Origin of the sequence: Pseudoponticoccus marisrubri, from assembly GCF_001482405.1 — a bacterium.
Classification (GTDB): Bacteria; Pseudomonadota; Alphaproteobacteria; order Rhodobacterales; family Rhodobacteraceae; genus Pseudoponticoccus; species Pseudoponticoccus marisrubri.
Window position 1 is genome coordinate 429,838 of the sequence record NZ_LPXO01000002.1, and the last position, 22,969, is coordinate 452,806.

Sequence of the window (22,969 nt, forward strand, 5' to 3'; positions counted from 1 at the left end):
CAGGCAGACGCTCACCGCAACACGTCCGCCAGCGCCTCTTCGATCATGGCAAGGTTCTGCGGCTCCGAGAAGCGGTGATCGGCGCCTTTGACCAGTGTCAGCTGCAGATCCGGGCTTTCGATCGCGTCCAGCAGGCGCAGCGCGGTCTCGCGCGACACGGCCTCGTCCTCGGTGCCCTGCAACAGGCGCACGGGCCAGCCCATGGGCAGCGGCGCGCGCAGGACAAGATGCGCGCGCCCGTCCTCGATCAGCTTGCGGGTGACCACGTAAGGGTCGTCATAGGCTGACGGCAGGTGCAGCGCGCCCGTCTCCATGACCTGCCGGCGCTGCTCCTCGCTGAAGCCGGCCCAGAACCCGTCCTCGGTGAAATCGGGCGCCGCGGCGATGCCGACGAAGCCTGCGACCTGCGGCAGGCGCTGCGCCAGCAGGCAGGCGATCCAGCCGCCCATGGACGAGCCCACCAGCACGACCGGCCCGTCGGTCGCGGCACGGATCACCGCCTCGGCATCATCGGCCCAGTCGCCGATGCAGCCCTCTTCGAACACCCCGCCCGAGCGGCCATGCCCGGCATAGTCCAGCCGCAGGAAGGGGCGCTTCTGCCGCTCGGCCCAGCCTTCCAGGTGCACCGCCTTGGTGCCGTCCATGTCCGAGCGATAGCCCGACAGGAAGACCACCATCGGCCCCTCGCCCTCGGTCAGCGCATAGGCCAGCCGGTCGCCCCGCGGCCCGTCGAGATAGGAAATCCGTGCCAAACCTGCCTCCGTGTGTCTTGCGCAGCCAGCATAGCCGGCCCCAGTACGTCTTGCGCGGCCAGCATAGCCGGCCGCGGCCCGAGGCCAAGCCCACCTGCCGCCGGATGCGTCGCGCCACGGGGCCACGCGCGGCGGGGCCGCGGCGGGGTGGGCGGGTGGGACGCCGCCGCCCCGCCGCGTTCAGGCGCTCTCCACCTCGTGCAGGCCATAGGCCAGCGCGGCGCCCGCAAGGCTCAGCGCGGCAAAGCCGGCCAGCGCCACCTGCGGGCCCAGCAGGGCCAGCCCGCCGCCCAGCGCGCCGACCACCAGCAGCAGCGTGCCGATCGCGGTATTGGCCAGGGCGGCATAGCGCGAACGGGCCTCCTCGGGCGCCATGTCGACAAGGTAGGTCGACCGTCCCTGCCGCACGCCGTGATAGGCCACCATCAGGCCGAACAGCGTCACCGGCACGACCCAGGCGCGCTCGGCCCAGCCGGCAAGATCCGCGGCCACGGCCAGCGCCATGAACAGCGCCGCGCAGAGCCCCGACAGCATCAGCACCGCGCGCGAGGACCGGTCGGCCAGCCGCCCCCAGACATAGGAGCTGACGAAGGAGGCCGCCGAGGAGGCCAGCAGCAGCGCGCCCAGCCCCTGCAGCGCCGATTGCCCCGCGCCCAGCAGCACGAAATAGGGCGGCGCCAGTGCGGTCACTGTCAGCGCGCCGCGCGTCGCGATGAAGCGGCGGAACTGCGCATCCTCGCGCAGCGGCGCAAGATCGATGGCCGGCGCCTCGCGGTCTTCCGAGGCCTGCTCCTCAAGCCGCGAGAACAGCGCCCCCGCCACCAGCCACAGGACGGACGCCACGCCGATCGCCACGATCACCGGGCCGGTCTCGCGCACCATGCCCGACATCAGCAGCGCGGCAAAGCCCAGCACCGCCAGCGCCGAGGCCGAGCCCGCCACGCCGGTCACCGCGCCCCGCCGGGTTTTGGCCACGGTCTTGCCGAGGATGTCCTTGTAGCTGACGGAGCAGAGCGCCCGGCTGACCGAGAAGACGACCAGCGCCGCGGCGATGGCCAGCCCCGCGGCCAGCCCCTCCATTGTCAATGCCACGAGGCAGATCAGCGCCGCCATGGACCCCTGCCCCAGCGTGCCCAGCACCCAGGCCCATTTGCGATGCGCCATGGCCTGCACCCGGCCCGCCATCAGGATCTGCGGCAGAAGCGCGCCGGCCTCGCGGATCGGCACGAAAAGCCCGGTCACCGCGGCCGGCACGCCCAGCGCGCCGCCCAGCCAGCTCAACACCAGCTTGGGGTCGATCAGCCCGTCGGCCACCTTGGTCATGGACAGTGACAGCATGTGGCGGGTGCCGTTGCGGCCCTCGCGCGCGGGCACGTCCTCCTCGGCGCCGGTCAGCTGGTCGTAGATCTCGGTCGTGGCGTCGTTCATGTCATCCTCTCGGCTGGCGTGTCACTGCTGGCTGCGGCTCACCCGGCGTAAAGCCGCGCCGCCCCGATCCGGTTCCCTCACGCTTGCTTGACAGCCCGCGCGGGCAGGGTCACAAGACGCGCACACATAACCCGCAACCGGGCGTTCCGTGGGCGCCAAACCGACGAGGAGCATGGCCGATGGCCCAAGTTTCCCTGACATTCCCAGATGGCTCGCAGCGTGACTTCGACAAGGGCGTGACGCCCGCCGAGGTCGCGGCCTCGATTTCCAAGTCCCTGTCCAAGAAGGCGATTTCCGCCAACGTGGACGGCGCGCACTGGGACCTGCAATGGCCGATCGAGCGTGACGCGCAGATCGCCATCAACACCATGGCCGACGATGCGCCCGCGCTCGAGCTGATCCGCCACGACCTTGCCCATATCATGGCGCGCGCCGTGCAGGAGATCTGGCCCGAGGTGAAGGTCACCATCGGCCCCGTCATCGACAATGGCTGGTATTACGATTTCGACCGGGCCGAGCCCTTCACGCCCGAGGATCTCGGCGCGATCGAGAAGAAGATGAAGGAGATCATCAACCGCCGCGACCCGGTCACCACCGAGCTGTGGGAGCGCGAGCGCGCGATCAAGTACTATGCCGCCAACAACGAGCCCTACAAGGTCGAGCTGGTCGAGGCGATCCCCGGCGACGAGCCGATCCGCATGTACTGGCACGGCCACTGGCAGGATCTCTGTCGCGGCCCGCACCTGCAGCATACCGGGCAGGTCCCGGGCGACGCGTTCAAGCTGATGAGCGTGGCCGGCGCCTACTGGCGCGGCGACAGCAGCCGCCAGATGCTGCAGCGCATCTACGGCGTGGCCTTCAGGAACCGCGACGACCTCAAGAAGCACCTGCACATGCTGGAAGAGGCCGCCAAGCGAGACCACCGCAAGCTGGGCCGCGAGATGGACCTGTTCCACATGCAGGAAGAGGCGCCGGGCCAGGTCTTCTGGCATCCCGACGGCTGGACCATCTACACCCAGCTGCAGGATTACATGCGCCGCAAGCAGCGCGCCGGCGGCTACCGCGAGATCAACACCCCGCAGGTGGTGGACCGCAAGCTATGGGAGGCCTCCGGCCACTGGGACAAGTACCAGCACCACATGTTCATCGTCGAGGTGGATGAATCGCGCGACGGCGAAAGCGACGATGCCGCGGTCAAGGACAAGGCCCAGACCCGGATCAACGCGCTGAAGCCGATGAACTGCCCCTGTCACGTGCAGGTCTTCAACCAGGGCCTCAAAAGCTATCGCGACCTGCCGCTGCGGCTGGCCGAGTTCGGCTCCTGCGCGCGGTTCGAGCCCTCGGGCGCGCTGCACGGGATCATGCGGGTACGCGGCTTCACGCAGGATGACGCGCATATCTTCTGCACCGAGGACCAGATCCAGGAGGAATGCGCGCGCTTCATCGACTTCCTCGCCGGGGTCTACCGCGAGCTCGGCTTCCCCGAGTTCGAGATCCGCTTTGCCACCCGCCCCGAGAAGCGCGTGGGCAGCGAGGAAAGCTGGGACCACGTGGAAGGCGCGCTTGAGAACGCGATCAAGGCGGTGGGCCGCGATTACGTGCTGGAGCCCGGCGATGGCGCCTTCTACGGGCCCAAGCTGGATTTCTACCTGACCGACGCGATCGGCCGGGTCTGGCAATGCGGTACCTTCCAGGTCGACCCGAACCTGCCCGAACGTCTGGGCGCCAGCTATATCGGCTCGGATGGCGACAAGCACCGGCCCTACATGCTGCACCGCGCCTGCCTGGGCTCGTTCGAGCGCTTCATCGGCATCCTGATCGAGGAACATGCCGGCAAGCTGCCCTTCTGGCTGGCGCCGCGGCAGGTCGTGGTCGCCTCGATCACCTCGGAGGCCGATGACTACGTGGCCGAGGTGGTGGCGGCGCTGACCCGCGCCGGCGTCCGGGCCGAGGCCGACACGCGCAACGAGAAGATCAACTTCAAGGTGCGCGAGCATTCGGTCGGCAAGGTGCCGGTGATCCTGGCCGTCGGGCATCGCGAGGTCGAGGAGCGCACCGTGACCCTGCGGCGCCTTGGCGAAAAGCAGACCCGCACCGTGGCGCTGGACGAGATCGTGCCCGACCTCGCGCGCGATGCCACCCCGCCGGACCTGCGCCCGGCACCGGCCGCCGCCGTGACCGAGACCGAGCCGGCCTGATCCGCGCCCCGAAATCCTGACAGCGAACGCGCCCCGGCTGACCGGGGCGCGTTTTTTTTTCGTCTTGAGGCGACGTTTCCGGCGCGCTCGCGCGTTCTTTCCCTGACAGCCCCGGACTGCGGGGCTTTGTGACAGGGTTGACAACCCGCGTGATCGGGCGGCCTGCGGGCCGCCCCAGCGCCGGATCGACTGTAACAAACCGCCCCGACGCCCGGGCGCGGCGCTGCGAACTGTTACCATCCGGCGCGCAACACCCCTGATTTCACGGCATTTCTGCACATGCAGCATGTCACGTGCGGCTGACGCGGCGTGACGCTCGCGTGATGCACGGCGGCGTGAATGGTACGCGGCACGAAGTCGCGGCACCTTTTGCGTACCGAAGGGCACGGGGCCCTCGGCCGAGTTTCGACCGACTGAACCCTCGAAAGGAAAGACCATGTCCAAGTCCATCAAGACCGCCGCGCTTGTCGGTGCCGTTGCCGCCAGCTTTGCCGCCACCGGCGTTGCCGCGCAGGAACAGGAGAAGTGCTACGGCATTTCGCTGGCCGGCGAGAATGACTGCGCCGCCGGCCCCGGCACCACCTGCGCCGGCACCTCGACCGTGGATTACCAGGGCAATGCCTGGACGCTGGTCGAGGCCGGCACCTGCACCGAGATCGACCTGCCCGAGATGGCCGATGGCAGCGAACGCATGGGCTCGCTCGAGCCGTTGGAGCGCGACCTGCCCGAGGCGTGAGCGCCCCCCAGAGACCGGGATGGGTGGCGACACCCATCCCGACCCCCGAGCCCGCGAGAAGGACCCGCCCGATGTTCGATGCGACCCATGCCCTGCCCGCCCTGCCCGGCGTCGGCTACAAGGCGCAGCATTTCGCGCCGATCATGGCCGATCCCGCGCCGGTGGGCTGGCTGGAGATCCACGCCGAGAACTACATGGGCGATGGCGGGCGCCCGCTGGCGCAGCTGCGCGCGCTGGCCGAACGCTTCCCCCTGTCCGTGCACGGTGTGGGCCTGTCTATCGGCGGGCCCGAGCCGCTCGACCGCGACCACCTCGCGCGGCTGAAGCACCTGCTGGGCTGGCTGAACCCGGCCAGCTTTTCCGAACACCTGGCCTGGTCGACCCATGAGGGCCATTTCCTGAACGACCTGCTGCCCCTGCCCTACACGACCGACACGCTGGCGCGGGTCTGCGCCCATGTGGACGAGGTGCAGACCGTGCTGGGCCGGCGCATGCTGCTGGAGAACCCCTCCTCCTACCTCGCCTTCGCCGAGAGCACCTGGTCCGAGACCGATTTCCTGCGCGAGATCGCGCGGCGCACCGGCTGCGGGCTGCTGCTGGACGTGAACAATGTCTTCGTCTCGGCCACGAACCTCGCCTACCCGCCGCGCGACTACATCGCCGATTTCGCGCTGGAGGAGGTGGGTGAGATCCATCTGGGCGGGCATGACACGGATGCCGATGATTTCGGCGCGCCGCTGCTGATCGACAGCCATGGCCGCACCGTGGCCGACCCGGTCTGGGCCCTGCTGGACGAGGTGCTGGACCGCGCCGGGCCGCGCCCCGTGCTGGTGGAATGGGACAATGACGTGCCCGACTGGCCTGTGCTGGCCGCCGAGGCGGCGCGCGCCGGCGCGACGCTGACCCGGGTCGCGGCATGAGCGCGGCGGCCCCCGGCCCCGGCGTCGGAGGGGGCGCTGCCCCCGCCCTGCGGGCCCCCCGGAGTATTTTTGGAAAGATGAAAGACTGCGAGACCGCCTTCCGCGCGGCCCTGCTGCAGGCCGAGGCGCCGGTGCCGCGGGGGCTGGTCGATGGGCTGGGCCGGCCGGCCGGGCGCCGCTATGCCGTCTATCGCAACAATGTCGCCGTGGCGCTGCGCGAGGCGCTGGAGACGGGGTTCCCGGCGGTGGCCAAGCTGATCGGGCCCGAGAATTTTGCCCATGTCGCGGCGCGGTTCCTGCGCAGTTCTCCGCCCGGGGATCCGCGCATGATGTTCTATGGCGCGGGGTTTCCCACCTTCCTGGCCGGGATCGCGCCGCTGGCCCGGCTGGGCTACCTGCCGGACGTGGCGCAGCTGGAACTGGCGCTGCGCCAGAGCTATCACGCCGCCGATGCGCCGCCGCTGGATCCTGCGCGGCTGCAGGGGCTGGACGAGGCCACGCTGATGGGCGCGCGGCTGGTGCCGGCGCCCGCGCTGCAGCTGATCCGGTCGGACTGGCCGGTCCTGTCGGTGCATCGTTTCACTCTTGTCGCCGGCGCGCCCAAGCCCGCGGCCGGGGCCGAGGACGTGCTGGTGACGCGCCCGGCGCTGGACCCGCAGATGCATCTGCTGGGCCCGGGCGCCGGTCGATTCGTCGCCGCGCTGCTGGCGGGCGCGCCCTTCGGCGACGCTTTGGAGGCCGCGGGCGATGGGTTCGACCTCTCCGCCACCCTGTCGCTGCTCTTGTCTGCCGGCGCCCTGACCGATCTTTTCCTGCCCCGTCCCTGAGGAGCCCCGCCATGGACCGTCTCGTCTCTCTGCATCACATGATCTTCGGCGCGGTCGCGCGCTATGGCGAGGGGCTGCTGCCGCTGCTGGCCCGGCTGGTCTTTGCCGCGACGCTGCTGGGCTATTTCTGGGCCTCGGCCCTGACCAAGGTGGTGGACCGCAAGGGCGAGGAAGGCATCCTCGACATCTTCACGCTGGAGCTGGGTGTCTATGCGCAAATGTTTCCAAAGGCTTTCGAGGCGGCCGGCTATGACGCCTCGAAGCTGGGGCCATTTTATGATTTGATCGCCTATGCCGGAACCTTCGCCGAGTTCCTGCTGCCGCTGCTGATCGTGGTCGGGCTGTTCACGCGGCTGGCGGCGCTGGGGATGATCGGGTTCGTCATCGTGCAAACACTGACCGACCTCTACGGCCATGGCAGCATTGGCGATCCGGCCGCGCTGGGGGCCTGGTTCGACCGCGTGCCGGATGCGCTGATCCTCGACCAGCGGGCCTTCTGGATGCTGCTGCTGGTGACGCTGGTGGTCAAAGGCGCGGGCGTGCTGTCGCTCGACCGAGTGCTGGTGGCGCAAGGCCCGGGCCGCGTCGCGCCGGCCTAGTCGCCCAGCAGCGCCGACCGGACGCCGGCGTCCCAGCCCAGGTGCAGCGTGGTGCCCTCTTCGATCAGGGGGCGCTTCATCAGGGTTGGATGGGCGCGCAGCAGCTCGCGCACGGGGCGGTCACGCTCGGCCGCGTCCAGCCCGCGCCAGGTGGTCGAGCGGCGGTTGACCAGCGTGTCGGGAAAGGCCGCGATGGCCCGATCCAGCAGCTCGTCCGACAGCGGCGTGTCGCGCAGATCGACGAAGGTGGCCTCGGGCAGCGCCTTGCGCGCCATGCGGCAGGTGTCGCATGTCTTCAACCCGTGGATCTTCATTGCACAGCCTCCGTTCGCGGCGTTCACATCCCCGCCGACAGCCTGTAATACGGCCGGGTTTTTCTTGCAATTTACATGTATGCGCTAAACTGCCTTTCGTGACCTTCGACGATCGGCCACCTATCCGTGCGATTCCCGCCGGGGCGTGTCCTGAAAGGCGAATGTGACAGGGTGGCCTCGCACCCTGTGGGGCCAGGAGACGGGACTAGACAAGGAGCACGGGACTATGCCGAACGGCACCGTGAAGTGGTTCAACACCACGAAAGGCTATGGTTTCATCGCGCCCGACGAAGGCGGCAAGGACGTTTTCGTCCATATCTCGGCGGTCGAACGATCGGGGCTGACCGGCCTGGCCGACAATCAGAAGGTCAGCTACGAGCTGCGCGAAGGGCGCGACGGGCGCACCATGGCGTCAGATCTGAAAACCCTCTGAACATTGCGAGAGGATGGCGCGGGCCGTCCCCGGTCGGCCCGTTGCTGCCCCGCTACTGCCGCCAGACGCGGACAGTTTGCAGCGAATTGCGCGCATTGCGTGCTGGGGTTTAGCCCGGCTCTGCCATAGGGTGTCTCCCGTCAACAGGCGGGGCAATCACGATGGCCAGCGAGCTTTCGATCGGGCTGTGGATCCTGGGCAGCGGGGCCGTGGCGCTGGCCGTGGTCAACACCTTGCCGCCCCTGACGCAGGGCGGCGGCGGGTTCGACCCGCTGGCCACGCCGGTCGACCGGATCCCGCATGAAAGCGAGCGCGCCTTTTGCGAGGCCGAACTGTCCGGCGTGGACTGCGCCTGCTTTGCCTACGTGGCGCAGAACGTGATGACGCGCGATCCCGACCGCGCGCCGGGCTGGCGCTATGCCGACAAATGGGCGCTGGCGCGGGCGCAGGCCGAGCAGAACTGCGCCCGCAGCGCCCCGTGAGCTATGCCTCCTGCAGGCGTCGCGCCTCTTGCCCGGCCGAGGCGATGAGCTCGCGCATGTAGGGCTTGGCAAGATCATCGCTGCGCGTCGCGGCATAAAGCCGGCGCGTCACGCCCTGCGCGGTCAGCGGCCGGGTCACGTAATCCGAGTTGTATTTCACCTCGCGCACCACCCAGTCGGGCAATACCGAGACACCGCGGTTGGAGGCGACCAGCAGCAGGATCACCGCCGTCAGTTCCACCTGCCGGATCGCCGCGGGTTCGACCTTGGCCGGGGTCAGAAGCTGACTGAACACGTCCAGCCGGGCACGCTCCACCGGGTAGGTGATCAGCGTCTGGCCCCGGAAATCGGCCGCCTCGACATAAGGTTTGGCGGCCAGCGGATGCGCGGCGGCGGCGACGAAGACCGGGCTGTAATCGAAGAGCGGCGAGAAGGTGATGCCCGGCAGATCCTCGGGGTCGGAGGAAATCACCACGTCCACCTCCTCCTTCATCAGCGCCGGCAACGCGTCGAAGGCCAGCCCCGGGCGGATGTCGACATCCACGTCCGGCCAGCTCTTGCGGAACCCTTCCAGCACCGGGAAGAGCCATTCGAAACAGGCATGACATTCGATGGCGATGTGCAGCCGGCCCGAGCGCCCCTCGCGCAGGCCGGCGAACTCGGCCTGCAGCGCCTCGACCTGCGGCAGCACCTGTTCGGCCAGCCGCAACAGCCGCATCCCGGCCGCCGACAGGCGCATCGGCTTGGAGCGGCGCACGAAGAGCTCGACCCCCGCCTGGTCCTCCAGCCCCTTGATCTGGTGAGAAAGGGCCGATTGCGTGATGTTCAGCTGGTCGGCCGCCCGCGCCACGCCGCCCGCCTCGTGGATCGCCTTGATCGTGCGCAGGTGCCGGAACTCGATATGCATGTCGGCCTCATGTTGATCTTGAGATTTATGAGTTTGTCTCAGGATAGATCACATGGCACAGAGGGCAGAGGTTTGCCAGAGGATGTGACGCGATGCGCCCCGAGATCAGTTTCGAATTCTTCCCGCCCCGGAACATCGAAGGCACGTTCCGGCTCTGGGACGCGGTTCAGGTGCTGGCCCCGCTTGCCCCGCGCTTCGTCTCGGTCACCTACGGGGCGGGGGGCACGACCCGTGACCTGACGCGCGAGGTGGTGGCGACGCTGCACAAGCATTCGGGCCTGCGCACCGCGGCGCACCTGACCTGCGTGAACGCCACGCGGGACGAGACGCTGGAAATCGCGCGCGGCTTTGCCGAGGCAGGTGTGGCTGATATCGTGGCGCTGCGCGGCGACCCGCCCAAGGGCAGCGCGCGGTTCGAGCCGCATCCCGAGGGCTTTGGCAACTCGGTCGAGCTGATCGAGGCGCTGGCCGCGACGGGCGATTTCACCATCCGCGTGGGCGCCTATCCCGACATCCACCCCGAGGCCGCCAGCGCGCAGGCCGATATCGATTGGCTCAAGCGCAAGCTCGACGCCGGCGCGACCGAGGCGCTGACCCAGTTCTTCTTCGAACCCGAGACCTTCTTCCGCTTCCGCGACGCCTGCGCCAAGGCGGGCATCGACCAGCATGTCGTCCCGGGCATCCTGCCGATCGAGAACTGGAAGGGCGCGCGGCGCTTCGCCGAAAGCTGCGGCACGCATATCCCCGGCTGGGTGATCGACGCCTTCGACAAGGCCACCCGCGACGGGCGCGAGGACCTGCTGGCCACCGCCATCTGCACCGAGCTCTGCTCGGAGCTGATCGAGGGTGGCGTGGACAAGCTGCATTTCTACACGCTGAACCGGCCCGAGCTGACCCGCGATGTCTGCCACGCGCTTGGCGTCACCCCCGAGGTCAAGCTGGAGAACGTGGCCTGAGGCAGAGGGGCCCGCGCGGTGCCGCGGGCCGGCCACCGCCCTGCCCCGCTTTCGCCGCAGCCGGCGCCTAGCGTGACCCGCGAGTGTTCTCGCGCGAGGTCCCGATGCGTCCCATCCTGCAATCCGTCCATGCCGTGATCCTGCGCCTTCAGGGCGGCTATGCGGCGCTGTTCACCATTCTCTTCTTCATTGCCCTGCCCGGCGCGCTGGCCGAGGGCCAGCACGTGGGCGTGCCGCTGGTGGGCCAGCTTGCGGGCTTTGCCGCGGCGATCACGCTGCTGACAGGCAAGCCCGGCTGGCTGGTCCGGCCCGGGCGGCCGATCCATTTCCTGCCCGCGGGCGTGCTGCTGGCCATCGCGCCCTTCCTCTTCGCCTTCATGTCGATGAGCGCGCTGATCCTGCTGGGCCTGCCCGAGCCGCTGGGCCGCAACCTGTCGGTGCTGGCCGGACTGGTCAGTTTCCTGCTCTGCGGGGTGGCGTGGTGGCTGGCGCTGGTGCTGAGCCTCTGGACCCCGGGGCCATCTTCCGGGCCCGACCTGCAGGCGGCCTGAGCCGCCCACAGGATCACGTGGTGCAGGACGGGCGATCCCGCCCGCCCCGCGCAAGTCATGACCCGTGGGTCAGGAGGCGGCGATGGCTTCCTGCCGCTGCTCGCCCAGGCCCTGGATGGTCAGTTCCATCACGTCGCCGGGCTTGAGGAAGCGCTGCGGCGACATGCCCATGCCCACGCCCGAGGGCGTGCCGGTGGCGATGATGTCGCCCGGGACCAGCTTCATGAACTGGCTCATGTAGCTGACGATCTCGGCCACGCCGAAGATCATGTCCGAGGTGTCGCTGTCCTGCACGGTTTCGCCGTTCAGCTTGAGCGACAGGCCCAGCGTCTGCGGGTCCGGCACCTCGTCGGCGGTCACCAGCCACGGGCCGGTGGGGCCGAAGGTGGGTGCGGACTTGCCCTTGACCCATTGGCCGCCGCGCTCGATCTGGAAGGCGCGCTCGGACATGTCGTTGATCACGCAGTAGCCCGCCACGTGGCTCAGCGCGTCGGCCTGCGACACGTAAGAGGCCTCACGGCCGATCACCACGCCCAGCTCGACCTCCCAGTCGGATTTCTCCGAGCCGCGCGGGATCACCACCGGGTCGAACGGGCCCGACAGCGCCGAGGTCGCCTTGTTGAAGATGATCGGCTCTTTCGGGGGCTCGGCCCCGGTCTCGGCCGCGTGCTTGGCGTAGTTCAGCCCGATGCAGTAGAAATTCGGCACCGAGGCAAGGCAGGAGCCGATCCGGCCGGGCTCGGCCACGACGGGCAGGCTGGCGATGTCGAGCGCGCGGATCCGGTCCAGCGCCTCGAACGAGACCGCGTCGCCGGCGAAATCCGGCACCGCGCCCGACAGGTCACGCACCTGTCCGTCGCTGTCCAGAAGGCCGGGCTTTTCCTGGCCCGCCGGGCCGAAACGCAACAATTTCATCTAGATATCTTCCTTTCCTGAGTTCATTCTGCCGCCTTGCCCATGTCCCGGCCCGGAGGCCGGGATGCGGCGGGCGACGGGTCTTCGTCTTCGGTCTCGAAGAATTCCCGCACATTGACCAGCAACTGTTCGAGATGCGAGTGAAGATGGTTGCGCACCGCCTGCGCGTCGCGGGCGCGCAGCCCCTCGACGATGGCGCTGTGCTGCGCCAGCACGCGGTCGCGCGATTTCTTGCGGCTGGCCGATAGGTAGCGCGCGCGCCACAGCCGCGAGAGGATGGCGCGGTGCGTCTCGGCCAGCACCGCGTTGTTCGAGGCCCGCGCGATGGCCCGGTGGAATTTCATGTCCAGCTCGAACACGTCGATCAGGTCGAGCGTGTCGTAGCTGGCCGCCATCCGGTCCTGCACGGCCACGATCTCGGCGATCTGCTCTTCGCTGGCGCGCGCGCAGGCCAGCTCGGCCGACAGCAGCTCCAGTGCCGAGAGCACCTCGATATTGTCGGCCACGTCGCGAAAGCTGGGCTGGGCGACGATCGGGCTGCGCGCCGGACGCAGCACGACCAGCCCCTCCTTGGCGAGAATGCGGATCGCCTCGCGCATGGGGGTGCGGCTGACGCCGAGCTCGGCCGCGCTGTCGCGCTCCTTGATCGTGGCACCCGGCGGCAGCTTGCCCCGCAGGATGTCCCGGCGCAGCTGATTCGCGATCTGTTCCGGCAATGTCAGTCCCGGCATGGCGCGACCCGTTCTCCCAGTGATCCAAGGGCCCGCAGCCCCCGCTCCGCCCCGCGCGGGGCGGCCTCTCATGCGCAAAATCTGGTATACCAAAAATCCTTGCCTGTCGACATGGCATTGGTTAGCGTGGTGCCGCGACGGTCGAGCAACCGTCACCGCAGGGGCCCCGAAGGCCTTGTCGGGAAACGAGAAAGGCGGCCGGAGGAGGCCGTTCAGGGAGGAATACAATGAAGCTCAAGTCGATTCTCAAATCGGCGGCCGTGGCGGCTGTTGCCGTCTCCGCATCGGCCGTCGGTGCGCAGGAAGTCACCCTGCGCATCCAGACCCACTATGCCCCGGAAACCGTGTCCGGCCAGCTGGCCCAGCAATTCGCCGACGATGTCGAGGTGATGTCGGGCGGCGCGATCGATATCGAGATGTTCTTCTCGTCCTCGGTCGTGGCCTCGGTCGAGACCTTCGACGCCGCGGCCAACGGCATCCTGGACTGCGACATGACCGGCGGCGCCTACCAGACCGGCAAGGACCCGGCGTTCCAGTTCGTCGGCGACATCATGGGCGGCTACGAGACCCCCTACCAGCAGCTGAGCTGGCTGTATCACGGCGGTGGTCTCGAAGACGCGCAGGAGCTGTACAACAGCTACAACATGCAGCTGATCGGCTGGTGGGTCTATGGCCAGGAATCGCTGGCCTCGTCCAAGCCGATCCGCAACGTCGACGACTTCAAGGACTGGAAATTCCGCTCGCCCCCGGGCATGGAGACCAAGATCTTCGAAAAGCTCGGCGCCTCGCCGATCGTGATGGACTTCACCGAGATCTTCACCGCGCTGGAAACGGGCATCATCGACGGGGCCGACGCCTCGGGCCTGTCCAACAACGTGGGTCTCGGCCTCTATGACCTGGTCAACCACACCAACTACCCGGGCTTCCACTCGATGCCCTCCGACCACCTGGCCTGCAACAAGAGCGTCTGGGACGGGCTGAGCGACGCGCATCGCCGCATCATGGACACCGCCATGCAGAAGCTGGCGCTGCAGACCGCGCTGACCTTCGAGAAGAAGAACGCCGAAGCCGCCGCGCAGCTGCGCGAGCAGGGCGTGACGCTGCACGCATGGTCGGACGAGGACCTGCAGGCCTTCCGTGACGCGGCCCAGGCCACCTGGCCGGAATTCGCCACCTCGGATGCCGCCAAGGCGCTGGTCGACAGCCACCTGGGCTATCTCGAGCAGCTGGGCCTCGTGTCCGAGTAATCGGAACAGTCTCTGCCGCCCCGGCATGGCGCTACGGCGCGCGTGCCGGGGCATTCTTTCCTTCACATGTAAGGAACCTGCCCGATGGAGACGCAATCCGTCTGGCTGGGCCCCGCCCGCCAGCCTGTCCGCCTGCTGATGGTCCTGTTCACCGCGGCAAGCCTGCTGCTTGTCGGTGCGCTGTTCATCGCCGCGATGTTCTTCGACTCCGCCATCGGCATGCACCAGATGCTGCGCCCCGAGGGCCGCGCGCTGGTCTACCTGACCCATGTCGCGGTGTTCGGCGCCATCTTTCTTGCCGCGCTCTACCTGTCGGACACGCAGGGCAGCATCGAGCCGAAGCCCGAGGGGTTCTTCGACATCGTCTCGCTGGTCTGTTCGCGGATCTCGATGATCTCGATCGTGCTGCTGGTCTTCGTGATGTTCTACGAGGTGGTCGCCCGCTACGTCTTTGAAAAGCCGACACTCTGGGCGAACGAGCTGTCGCTGTGGATCGCCGGTTTCCTGTTCCTGCTGGCCGGGCTCTACGCCATGCAGCAGCGCAGCCATATCCGCATCTACATCATCTACGACCTGATGCCGCGCTGGATGCGCAAGCTGTCGGACTGCATCTCGGTCGCGCTGATCTGGGCCTTCACGCTGGCGCTGATGTGGGGCGGCTACAACGAGGCGCGCGACAAGTTCCTGCGCTGGGAAGCCTTCGGCACCGCGTGGGATCCACCGATCCCCGCCACGATCAAGCCCGCCATCCTGATCATCATCCTGATGGTTGCCATACAGGCCCTGTCGAACCTCATCGCCGACTGGAACAAGGCGCCCGAAAGCCACAGCCCCGCAGATGACATCGACGAGGAAGAGATCGCGATGCTGCGCCGCAACCTGCAAAAGGACGACGACTGATGGACATCGGCACGCTGAGCCTGATCCTGCTACTGGCGATGTTCGCCCTGCTGGCGATCGGGATGCCGTTGGGCTTCGCCTCGGCCTTCCTGGCCGTGGCGACGCTGCTGATGAAATTCGGCCCCGACCTGCTGTTTGGACGCTTCGGCATGGGGCCGCTGAACGTGCTGGGCCAGGCCGTCTACCGGCAGATGACGAACTACGTCCTGATATCGGTGCCATTGTTCATATTCATGGCCGCGTTGCTGGAACGGTCCGGCATCGCGCGCGACATGTATTCGTCGCTCAATGTCTGGCTCAGCCGGATGCGCGGCGGCATCGCGGTGGTGACCTCGGTCATGGCGGTCATCATGGCGGCCATGTCGGGCATCATCGGCGGCGAGGTCGTGCTGCTGGGCCTGATCGCCCTGCCCCAGATGCTGCGGCTGGGCTATGACCAGAACCTCGCCATCGGGACGATCTGCGCCTCGGGCAGCCTGGGCACCATGATCCCGCCCTCGATCGTGCTGATCTTCTACGGGCTGGTGACCGAGACCTCGATCAAGGCGCTGTTCACCGCCTCCTTCCTGCCGGGCTTCATGCTGGCCTCGTTCTTCATCATCTACATCATCATCCGCGCCAACCTGCGCCCCGATCAGGCCCCCCTGCCCGAACCGGCCGAGGGCGATCCCGAGGGCCGCGAGAAGGGGCTGATGTTCCTGGGCTTCCTGTCGCGGCTGGGCCTGTGGGTGACCGGGGTGATGGTGCTGCGCGCGCTGTTCTTCACCGCCACCGGCAGCAACGCGGTGACCGAGGGGGTCGACCCGATCCCGCTGGGCATGGTGTCGGACATCCCCTGGATCGTGGGTGCCTTCGGCGTCTTCGCGCTGATCGCCTTCGTGCTGGTCGGGCGCGAGCGCACCGCCCGCGGCTGGGAGATGGGCAAGGGCCTCGTGGCGCCGATCATCGTGATCGGCGTGGTGCTGGGCTCGATCTACGGTGGCATCACCGGCATCACCGAGGCGGCCGGCATGGGTGTGGTCGCGGTCTTCGTGATCGGCCTGATCCGGCGCGAGATGACCTTCGACATCGTGTGGGACGCGGTGATGCGCACGCTGAAATCCACCGGCACGATCATCTGGGTGACCATCGGCGCCGCCTCTCTTGCCGCGGCCTACACGCTGGCGGGCGGCCCGACCTACGTGGCCAACATGATCGTGGGCGCCGACATGCCGACCATGAGCATCATCCTGGTGATGATGCTGGTCTTCCTGATCATGGGCATGTTCATGGACTGGGTCGGCATCGTGCTGCTGATCATGCCGGTCTTTCTGCCCATCGTGACGCGGCTGCCCGCCGAAGAGATCGGCTGGTTCGGCTCGGTCGACCCGCGTCTGGTGCCGGTCTGGTTCGGCGTTGTGTTCTGCATGAACATGCAGGTGTCCTTCCTGTCGCCACCTTTCGGCCCGGCGGCCTTCTACCTCAAGTCGGTGGCGCCGGCGCATATCTCGCTGACTGACATCTTCCGCGGCTTCCTGCCCTTCATCGCGCTGCAGCTTCTGGCGCTGTCGGTGCTGCTGGCCTGGCCGCCGATCGTCACGCTCTTCCTCTGAGAAGGGCCTTGCGGCCGGGACGTGCGTGACGCGCCCCGGCCCGCCTCCGCACCCGGCGCCCGTCACGGCGCCCCGTGCCGGACCCGGGACAGCCCGCCTGCCCCGACGCCGCCACCCACCGGGAGGAGCTTTCATGCCGCTTGTGCTCAGTGACACGCAGATCCGCCAGTTCGAGACCGAGGGCTACCTGGTCATCGAGGACGTGCTGCCCCGCCCCGTGCTGGACGCGGTGCGCCACGAATATGCTGAACTGCTCGACAGGCTCTATGCCGGCTGGCAGGCCGAGGGCCGTGTGCCCCCGGGCGAAGGGCTCGATTTCTGGCAGAAGCTGCTGGTCTCCTATCGCGCGGGCTGCGACTGGTTCCAGCCGATGGACATCTCGCTGCCCGGCGGCGAGATCAGCGCCGACACCCCGTTCCATTTCGGCCCCGCCGTCTTCGACATGATCACCGCGCCGCGTCTGCTGGATCTTGTCGAGGACCTGATCGGCCCCGAGATCACCTCCAACCCGATCCAGCATGTCCGGCTCAAGCCCCCGGCCGAGACGCTGCGCGGCGACGAGGCGCGCGCCCATGTCATGGCGACCGACTGGCACCAGGACCGCGCCGTAGCCCATGAAGAGGGCGACGCCACCACGATGGTCACGGTCTGGCTGGCGATCTCGGACGCGACCGAGGAGAACGGCTGCCTGCAGGTCGTGCCCGGCATCCCGCGCATGTACCCGCATTGCCCCAGGCGCCAGACCGCCATCGCCGATGGCTATCTCGACGAGAGCCGCGCCATCGCGCTGCCGGTACGGACGGGCGGCGCGGTACTGTTCCACCCGCTGACGCCGCACAGTTCTCTCGATAATTGCTCCGGAGATTTCCGCTGGAGCTTCGACATCCGCTACAATGTGACCGGCCAGCCCACGGGCCGCGCGCATTTCCCCGCCTTCACCGCACGCTCGCACGCGGCACCCGCGACCGCGCTGCGGGACTGGCGCGCCTGGCGCGGGCTCTGGGAAGAGGCGCGGGCGCGGCTCGCCCCGGCGCCGCATATCCCGATCCACCGCTGGCAGCACGACGCGCCCGCCTGCGCCTGACCCTTTTGTCCGTCCCGCCCCGGGCGTAGACAGGGCACACCCGACCTCAGGCCGTTCCCGGCCCGCCCTGCCGTGGGGCACCCCAACCAACCCGCAATCATTCGAGACGAGACCGCCATGAAAACCGTCAGACTTTCCGAGGCCGACAATGTCGTCACCGCCACCGTGCCGCTGGAGATCGGCACCGAGGGGGCGACGCAGCTGATCCCGCGCGGTCACAAGATGGCCGCCACGGACATTGCCAAGGGGCAGCCGGTGCTGAAATACGCGCAGGTCATCGGCTATGCCGCCGAGGACATCGCCGCGGGCGCCCATGTGCACAGCCACAATCTCGACTTCCGCAATGTCGATACCGAGTACGAGTTCGGCACCAATCTGCGCCCCGTGACGCCGGCCTCGGAGCCCGACATGTTCCAGGGCTATCGCCGGCCCTCGGGCCGGGTGGGCACGCGCAATTACATCGCGGTGCTGACCTCGGTGAACTGCTCGGCCACGGCCGCGCGCCAGATCGCGGCCCATTTCACCCCCGACACGCTGGCCGCCTATCCCAATGTCGATGGCGTGGCGGCCTTCGTGCACGGCACCGGTTGCGGCATGGCCGGCGATGGCGAAGGGTTCGAGGCGCTGCAGCGCGTCATGTGGGGCTATGCCCGCAATCCCAACGTGGGCGGCGTGCTGATGGCGGGGCTGGGCTGCGAGATGAACCAGATCGACTGGCTGGTCGAGGCCTACGGGCTGACGCCGGGCCCGCTCTTCCAGTCGATGAACATCCAGGACGTGGGCGGGCTGCGCAAGACGATCGAGCTGGGCATCGCCAAGATCGAGGCCATGCTGCCCGTGGTGAACGAGGCGCGGCGCGAACCCTGCCCCGCCTCCGAGCTGATGGTGGCGCTGCAATGCGGCGGCTCGGATGCCTGGTCGGGGATCACCGCGAACCCGGCGGTGGGCCATGCCTGCGACCTGCTGGTGGCGCAGGGCGGCACCGGCGTGCTGGCCGAGACGCCCGAGATCTACGGGGCCGAGCACCTGCTGACCGCGCGGGCCGCCACGCCCGAGGTGGGCGGGAAGCTGATCGAGCTGATCCGCTGGTGGGAGGATTACACCGCCCGCAACAAGGGCACGATGGACAACAACCCCTCGCCCGGCAACAAGAAGGGTGGGCTGACCACGATCCTCGAGAAATCGCTGGGCGCGGCGGCCAAGGGCGGCACCACGCCGCTGACCGGCGTCTATAAATATGCCGAGCCGGTCACCGCGAAGGGTTTCACCTTCATGGACAGTCCGGGCTACGACCCCGCCTCGGTCACCGGGCAGATCGCCTCGGGCTGCAACCTCGTGTGCTTCACCACCGGGCGTGGCTCGGCCTTCGGGGCCAAGCCCAGCCCCTCGATGAAGATCGCGACCAACAGCGAGATGTATCGCCGGATGACCGAGGACATGGATCTCGATGCCGGGCGCATCCTGAGCGAGGGGCTGTCCGTCGAAGAGGTCGGCCGCGAGATCTACGAGACCTGGCTGCGCGTGGCCAGCGGCGAGATGACCAAGTCCGAAGCGCAGGGCCTGGGCGATTACGAGTTCGTGCCCTGGCAGATCGGAGCCGTGATGTGATGCGCCGGGGCGGGACGGACAAATTTCTTCGAAGAAATTTGCAACGATTTTCCAAAATCGTTGGGCGCCCGGCCGTGCCATCGCGCACCGTCCTGCCCTTGGCGCGGGCCCTTGCCACCTGCGCCTCAAATGTCTTGCAAGACATTTGCAAGATCCTTCGAAGGATCTTGGCCGCCCGGATCGGAGCGTGCGCATGACCCCACTGCCCGTCTGCGTCATCGGCGGCGGTGCCATCGGGCGGCGCCATGTCGAAGTCGTCACACGGTGTGACCGCACCCGCCTGAGCGCGGTGGTGGAGTCTGATCCCGCGACCCGCGCCGATCTGGCCGCTTCGGGCTTGCCGGTCGCGGCCGAACTCGACGCGGTGGACCCGGAGACCCGGGCGGCGATCATCGCCACGCCCACCGCCGCGCATCTGCCCGTCGCGCAGGCCTGCCTGGCCCGCGGCTGGCCGATCATCGTCGAGAAACCGCTTGCCGGCACCCCGGCCGAGGCTGAGCAGCTGCTGACCGAGGCCGCGCGTCTGGGCCTGCCGCTCTTCACCGGCCATCACCGCCGCTGTCATCCCTTCACCGCCGCCGCTCGCGATGCCCTGCCCGGGATCGGCATGCCGGTCGGCATCCAGGGGCTCTGGGCGCTGCGCAAGCATGACAGCTATTACGAGGCGGAGTGGCGCCGGCAGCCGGGGCATGGTCCGCTGATGAGCAACATGTCGCATGAGTTCGACCTCATGCGTTTCCTCTTGGGCGAGATCACCGAGGTGAGCGCGCTGACCTCCTCGGCGCAGCGCGGCTTTGTGATCGAGGACAGCGCGGCGCTGACCCTGCGCTTCGCCAATGGCGCGCTGGGATCCTTCCTGATCACGGATGCCGCCGCCTCGCCTTGGGCCTTCGAGGCCGCCAGCGCCGAGAACCCGTCCATCGCGGGCAGCGGCGCGGATTACCTGCGCATCGTCGGCACCGAGGGGGCGCTGGCCTTCCCCTCGCTCACCATCTGGGGTCGCGCCGGCCCGGGCGAGATCGAGTGGTCGCGCCCGCTGGCCCGCCGGGCCGGTCCCGGTTTCGCGCCCATCGACCCGCTGGAGGCACAGGTGGCGCGGTTTGCCGCGGTGGTCGCCGGCGGCACCGACCCGGTGCTCTGCACCGGCGCGGACGGGTGCGCGGCGCTGCGCCTGACGCTTGCCGCCGCGCTTTCGGCCCAAACGGGACGGCCGGTCCGGCCGGAAGACGTCCCTGACAGCTATAACGGAGTGACGACATGACGGAAAAGATCGGGTTCATCGGCCTCGGCCTCATGGGCCGTGCCATGGCGGGCTGCCTGCAGGCGGCGGGCTATCCGCTGACGGGGCTGGCCAATCGCGACCGCACGGGCCTCGAGCAGGTGCTGGCCGCCGGCGGCCACGAGGCCGAGACCGCCCGCAGCCTGGCCGAGGACAGCGACATCGTGATGCTCTGCGTGGGCACCTCGGAGCAGGTGGAGAGCCGCATCTACGGCCCCGACGGTGTGCTGGAGGCCGCGCGGCCGGGGCTGGTGGTGATCGATTTCGGCACCTCCCTGCCCGCCTCGACCAAGAAGATCGGCGCCGATCTCGCCGAACGCGGGGCGGTCTATCTCGACGCGCCGCTGGGCCGCACCCCGGCCCATGCCCAGAAGGGCGCGCTCAACATCATGTGCGCCGGCGACCGCGCCACCTTCGACCGGGTGCGCCCGGTGCTCGACGTGCTGGGCGAGAATGTCTTTCACCTGGGCGCGCTTGGCAACGGGCACACGATCAAGCTGATCAACAACTTCTTCGCCATGACCACCGCCACCGCCATGGCCGAGGCCTTTGCCGCCGCCGATGCCGCGGGGATCGGGCGCGACGATCTTTTCAACGTGATCGGGGCCGGACCCAACCGCTCGGGCATGATGGAATTCATCCGCAACTACGCGGTGGAGGGCCAGATCGACCTCGCCTTCTCGGTGGCCAACGGGGCCAAGGATGTCGGCTATTACCGGCAGATGATGGCGGACCTTGGCCTCGACAGCCGGCTCTCGGGCGGTGCGGCCGATGCGCTGGGGGCCGCGATCGAGACCGGCGACGGGGCGCTGATGGTGCCGGAAATGGTGGACTGGATGTCACGGAACTTGAGGAAGACCCAATGAGACTGCAGGGAAAACGCGCTTTCGTCACCGCCGCGGGCCAGGGGATCGGCCGCGCCATCGCCGAGACCTTTGCGCGCGAGGGCGCCGAGGTCATCGCGACCGATCTCAAGCCGGAGCTGCTGGAGGGGCTGGAGGTCGCGCGCAGCTTTGCGCTGGACGTGCTGGACCGCGACGCGCTGCAGGGCGCGGTGCGCGAAGCATCTGCCGACATCCTGGTCAACTGCGCGGGTGTCGTGCATGCCGGCACGATCCTCGAGGCCACGGATGCCGAGTTCGACTTCGCCATGGATCTCAACGTGCGCGCGCAGATGCACGCGATCCAGGCCGCGCTGCCCGGCATGACCGACCGGGGCAGCGGCGCGATCATCAACATCGCCTCGGTCGCCTCCTCCATGCTGGGCGTGCCCAACCGGTTCGTCTATGGCACGTCCAAGGCGGCGGTGATCGGGCTGACGAAGGCCGTGGCCCGCGACGTGATCACCCAAGGGGTGCGCTGCAACGCCATCGCGCCGGGCACCGTAGACAGCCCCAGCCTGCACGAGCGGCTGCGCGCCACCGGCGATTACGAGACCGCGATGACCCAGTTCATCGCCCGCCAGCCCATGGGCCGCATCGGCGAGGCGCAGGAGATCGCGGACCTGGCGGTCTATCTCGGCTCGGACGAGAGCCGCTACATGACGGGGCAGTGCATCGCGATCGATGGCGGCATGACGGTGTGAGCCCGAGGTGAGCCGTCCCGAACCCGTCGAGGAGCGCACCGGCGCCGGCGTGCTGATGATGGCGCTGGCCGTCACCGGCTTCACCTGCATCGACAGCTCGGCCAAGTGGCTGATCCTGTCGGGCCTGCCGGCGCTGCAGGTGGTCTTTGCGCGCTATACCGGCCATTTCATCGTGGCGGTGTTGCTGTTCGGGCTGCGCGATCCGGGCAGCTTCCGCTCCAACGCACCGCTGCGACAGGTGATGCGCTCGGTCTTCCTGCTGGGCAGCACGGCGCTGAACTTCACCGCGCTGCAATACCTGCCGCTGACGGTCACCACCACGATCATGTTCGCCGGGCCCATCGTGGTCACCCTGCTGGCCATCCCGCTTCTGGGCGAGACGGTGGGGTTGCGGCGCATCCTGGCCGTCTGCATGGGGTTCGTGGGCGTGCTGGTGGTCATGCAGCCCTGGGGGGCCGAGTTCCACCCGGCCATGCTGCTGTCGCTGGGCGCGCTGACCATGGCTTCGCTCTATTTCATCATGACGCGCAAGCTGGCGGGAGTCGAGGCCAATGCCACGCAGCAGATCTGGTCCTCGGGGATCGCGGCGACGGCGCTGATGCCCTTCGTGCTGGGCAACTGGGTCTGGCCCGAGGGCGATGCCTGGATCGCCTTCTGCCTGATCGGCTGTTTCGGCGCGGGCGGGCATATCGCCGTGACCACGGCGCATCGCTGGGCGGATGCCTCGATCCTGGCGCCGGTGATCTACATCCAGATCGTGCTGGCGGCGGTGGCGGGGATCGTGCTGTTCGACAGCTGGCCCACGCTGTGGACGCTGGGCGGTGGCGCGATCATCGTGGCCTCGGGCCTCTATATCTGGCAGCGCGAGCGCGCCACCCGCGGCCGCGTGCGCCGGCCGGTGCCGGCGACACGCTGAAGGGGCGGC

24 protein-coding genes are annotated in these 22,969 nt (G+C 68.4%); 18 read left to right on the plus strand and 6 right to left on the minus strand.

Annotation, left to right across the window (positions count from 1 at the left end; translation table 11 throughout):
* Positions 1-11: 11 nt before the first annotated feature.
* Together AVJ23_RS05810 and AVJ23_RS05815 are read right to left on the minus strand one after the other, a co-directional pair.
* A complete protein-coding gene (locus tag AVJ23_RS05810) occupies positions 12-752 on the minus strand; it encodes an alpha/beta hydrolase (protein ID WP_058861204.1) in 741 nt (246 codons plus the stop codon).
* A 180-nt stretch (positions 753-932) separates the two neighbouring features.
* Complete coding sequence (locus tag AVJ23_RS05815) at positions 933-2,180, minus strand: MFS transporter (protein WP_058861205.1); 1,248 nt, start codon at positions 2,178-2,180, stop codon at positions 933-935.
* 179 nt (positions 2,181-2,359) lie between these two features.
* Here AVJ23_RS05815 and thrS point away from each other — a divergent pair, with 179 nt between their 5' ends.
* From thrS to AVJ23_RS05840, 5 genes are all read left to right on the plus strand, one after another.
* Positions 2,360-4,378 (plus strand): threonine--tRNA ligase, encoded by a 2,019-nt coding sequence (gene thrS, locus AVJ23_RS05820; RefSeq protein WP_058861206.1) that lies wholly within the window; start codon positions 2,360-2,362, stop codon positions 4,376-4,378.
* A 436-nt stretch (positions 4,379-4,814) separates the two neighbouring features.
* The gene (locus AVJ23_RS05825; RefSeq protein WP_058861207.1) at positions 4,815-5,114 is read left to right on the plus strand and encodes a BufA1 family periplasmic bufferin-type metallophore; all 300 of its coding nucleotides are present in this window, start codon (positions 4,815-4,817) and stop codon (positions 5,112-5,114) included.
* A 71-nt stretch (positions 5,115-5,185) separates the two neighbouring features.
* Positions 5,186-6,034 carry an MNIO family bufferin maturase gene (bufB, locus tag AVJ23_RS05830; RefSeq protein WP_058861208.1) on the plus strand — a complete coding sequence of 283 codons (849 nt, stop codon included), beginning with the start codon at positions 5,186-5,188 and terminating at the stop codon, positions 6,032-6,034.
* Positions 6,035-6,111: 77 nt separating this feature from the next.
* Positions 6,112-6,861 carry an HvfC/BufC N-terminal domain-containing protein gene (locus tag AVJ23_RS05835; protein ID WP_058861209.1) on the plus strand — a complete coding sequence of 250 codons (750 nt, stop codon included), beginning with the start codon at positions 6,112-6,114 and terminating at the stop codon, positions 6,859-6,861.
* An 11-nt stretch (positions 6,862-6,872) separates the two neighbouring features.
* Entirely contained in the window at positions 6,873-7,460 is a 588-nt protein-coding gene (locus AVJ23_RS05840; protein ID WP_058861210.1) for a DoxX family protein, read from the plus strand.
* On the opposite strand, the gene AVJ23_RS05845 is transcribed toward AVJ23_RS05840, so the two are convergent.
* Positions 7,457-7,774, minus strand: coding sequence for an ArsC/Spx/MgsR family protein (locus AVJ23_RS05845; RefSeq protein ID WP_058861211.1), 318 nt, complete (start codon positions 7,772-7,774; stop codon positions 7,457-7,459). The genes AVJ23_RS05840 and AVJ23_RS05845 overlap by 4 nt on opposite strands.
* A gap of 226 nt (positions 7,775-8,000) precedes the next feature.
* Between AVJ23_RS05845 and AVJ23_RS05850 the strand changes: the two genes are divergently transcribed.
* Positions 8,001-8,207, plus strand: coding sequence for a cold-shock protein (locus AVJ23_RS05850; RefSeq protein ID WP_058861212.1), 207 nt, complete (start codon positions 8,001-8,003; stop codon positions 8,205-8,207).
* A gap of 161 nt (positions 8,208-8,368) precedes the next feature.
* Complete coding sequence (locus AVJ23_RS05855) at positions 8,369-8,689, plus strand: hypothetical protein (protein WP_058861213.1); 321 nt, start codon at positions 8,369-8,371, stop codon at positions 8,687-8,689.
* Position 8,690: 1 nt separating this feature from the next.
* Here the strand turns inward: AVJ23_RS05855 and AVJ23_RS05860 are convergent, their stop codons facing one another.
* The gene (locus tag AVJ23_RS05860) at positions 8,691-9,596 is read right to left on the minus strand and encodes a LysR family transcriptional regulator (RefSeq protein WP_058861214.1); all 906 of its coding nucleotides are present in this window, start codon (positions 9,594-9,596) and stop codon (positions 8,691-8,693) included.
* A 92-nt stretch (positions 9,597-9,688) separates the two neighbouring features.
* Here AVJ23_RS05860 and metF point away from each other — a divergent pair, with 92 nt between their 5' ends.
* Positions 9,689-10,552 (plus strand): methylenetetrahydrofolate reductase [NAD(P)H], encoded by an 864-nt coding sequence (gene metF, locus AVJ23_RS05865; RefSeq protein ID WP_058861215.1) that lies wholly within the window; start codon positions 9,689-9,691, stop codon positions 10,550-10,552.
* 104 nt (positions 10,553-10,656) lie between these two features.
* On the plus strand, positions 10,657-11,103 hold the full coding sequence (locus AVJ23_RS05870) for a hypothetical protein (protein WP_157772623.1): 447 nt from the start codon (positions 10,657-10,659) through the stop codon (positions 11,101-11,103).
* 69 nt (positions 11,104-11,172) lie between these two features.
* Here the strand turns inward: AVJ23_RS05870 and AVJ23_RS05875 are convergent, their stop codons facing one another.
* Both AVJ23_RS05875 and AVJ23_RS05880 read right to left on the minus strand, forming a co-directional pair.
* Positions 11,173-12,018 carry a fumarylacetoacetate hydrolase family protein gene (locus AVJ23_RS05875; RefSeq protein WP_058861217.1) on the minus strand — a complete coding sequence of 282 codons (846 nt, stop codon included), beginning with the start codon at positions 12,016-12,018 and terminating at the stop codon, positions 11,173-11,175.
* Between the two features lie 23 nt (positions 12,019-12,041).
* Positions 12,042-12,749, minus strand: a complete 708-nt coding sequence (locus tag AVJ23_RS05880; protein ID WP_058861218.1) for a GntR family transcriptional regulator — start codon at positions 12,747-12,749, stop codon at positions 12,042-12,044.
* 227 nt (positions 12,750-12,976) lie between these two features.
* On the opposite strand from AVJ23_RS05880, the gene AVJ23_RS05885 reads away from it, so the two are divergent.
* The 9 genes from AVJ23_RS05885 (at position 12,977) to AVJ23_RS05925 (ending at position 22,960) form a co-directional block, all read left to right on the plus strand.
* Positions 12,977-13,996 carry a TRAP transporter substrate-binding protein gene (locus AVJ23_RS05885; protein ID WP_058861219.1) on the plus strand — a complete coding sequence of 340 codons (1,020 nt, stop codon included), beginning with the start codon at positions 12,977-12,979 and terminating at the stop codon, positions 13,994-13,996.
* A gap of 84 nt (positions 13,997-14,080) precedes the next feature.
* Positions 14,081-14,896 (plus strand): TRAP transporter small permease subunit, encoded by an 816-nt coding sequence (locus AVJ23_RS05890; protein ID WP_058861220.1) that lies wholly within the window; start codon positions 14,081-14,083, stop codon positions 14,894-14,896.
* Complete coding sequence (locus tag AVJ23_RS05895; protein WP_058861221.1) at positions 14,896-16,488, plus strand: TRAP transporter large permease; 1,593 nt, start codon at positions 14,896-14,898, stop codon at positions 16,486-16,488. The genes AVJ23_RS05890 and AVJ23_RS05895 overlap by 1 nt, the downstream gene beginning before the upstream one ends.
* Before the next feature lie 133 nt (positions 16,489-16,621).
* Positions 16,622-17,572 (plus strand): phytanoyl-CoA dioxygenase family protein, encoded by a 951-nt coding sequence (locus AVJ23_RS05900; protein WP_240484536.1) that lies wholly within the window; start codon positions 16,622-16,624, stop codon positions 17,570-17,572.
* A gap of 117 nt (positions 17,573-17,689) precedes the next feature.
* Positions 17,690-19,180: a UxaA family hydrolase gene (locus AVJ23_RS05905; RefSeq protein WP_058861222.1), complete on the plus strand. Its 1,491-nt coding sequence runs from the start codon at positions 17,690-17,692 to the stop codon at positions 19,178-19,180.
* 193 nt (positions 19,181-19,373) lie between these two features.
* Positions 19,374-20,441: a Gfo/Idh/MocA family protein gene (locus tag AVJ23_RS05910; RefSeq protein WP_058861223.1), complete on the plus strand. Its 1,068-nt coding sequence runs from the start codon at positions 19,374-19,376 to the stop codon at positions 20,439-20,441.
* The gene (locus AVJ23_RS05915; RefSeq protein ID WP_058861224.1) at positions 20,438-21,325 is read left to right on the plus strand and encodes an NAD(P)-dependent oxidoreductase; all 888 of its coding nucleotides are present in this window, start codon (positions 20,438-20,440) and stop codon (positions 21,323-21,325) included. The genes AVJ23_RS05910 and AVJ23_RS05915 overlap by 4 nt, the downstream gene beginning before the upstream one ends.
* A complete protein-coding gene (locus tag AVJ23_RS05920; protein ID WP_058861225.1) occupies positions 21,322-22,044 on the plus strand; it encodes an SDR family oxidoreductase in 723 nt (240 codons plus the stop codon). The genes AVJ23_RS05915 and AVJ23_RS05920 overlap by 4 nt, the downstream gene beginning before the upstream one ends.
* A gap of 7 nt (positions 22,045-22,051) precedes the next feature.
* Entirely contained in the window at positions 22,052-22,960 is a 909-nt protein-coding gene (locus tag AVJ23_RS05925; RefSeq protein ID WP_058861226.1) for a DMT family transporter, read from the plus strand.
* Positions 22,961-22,969: the final 9 nt, after the last annotated feature.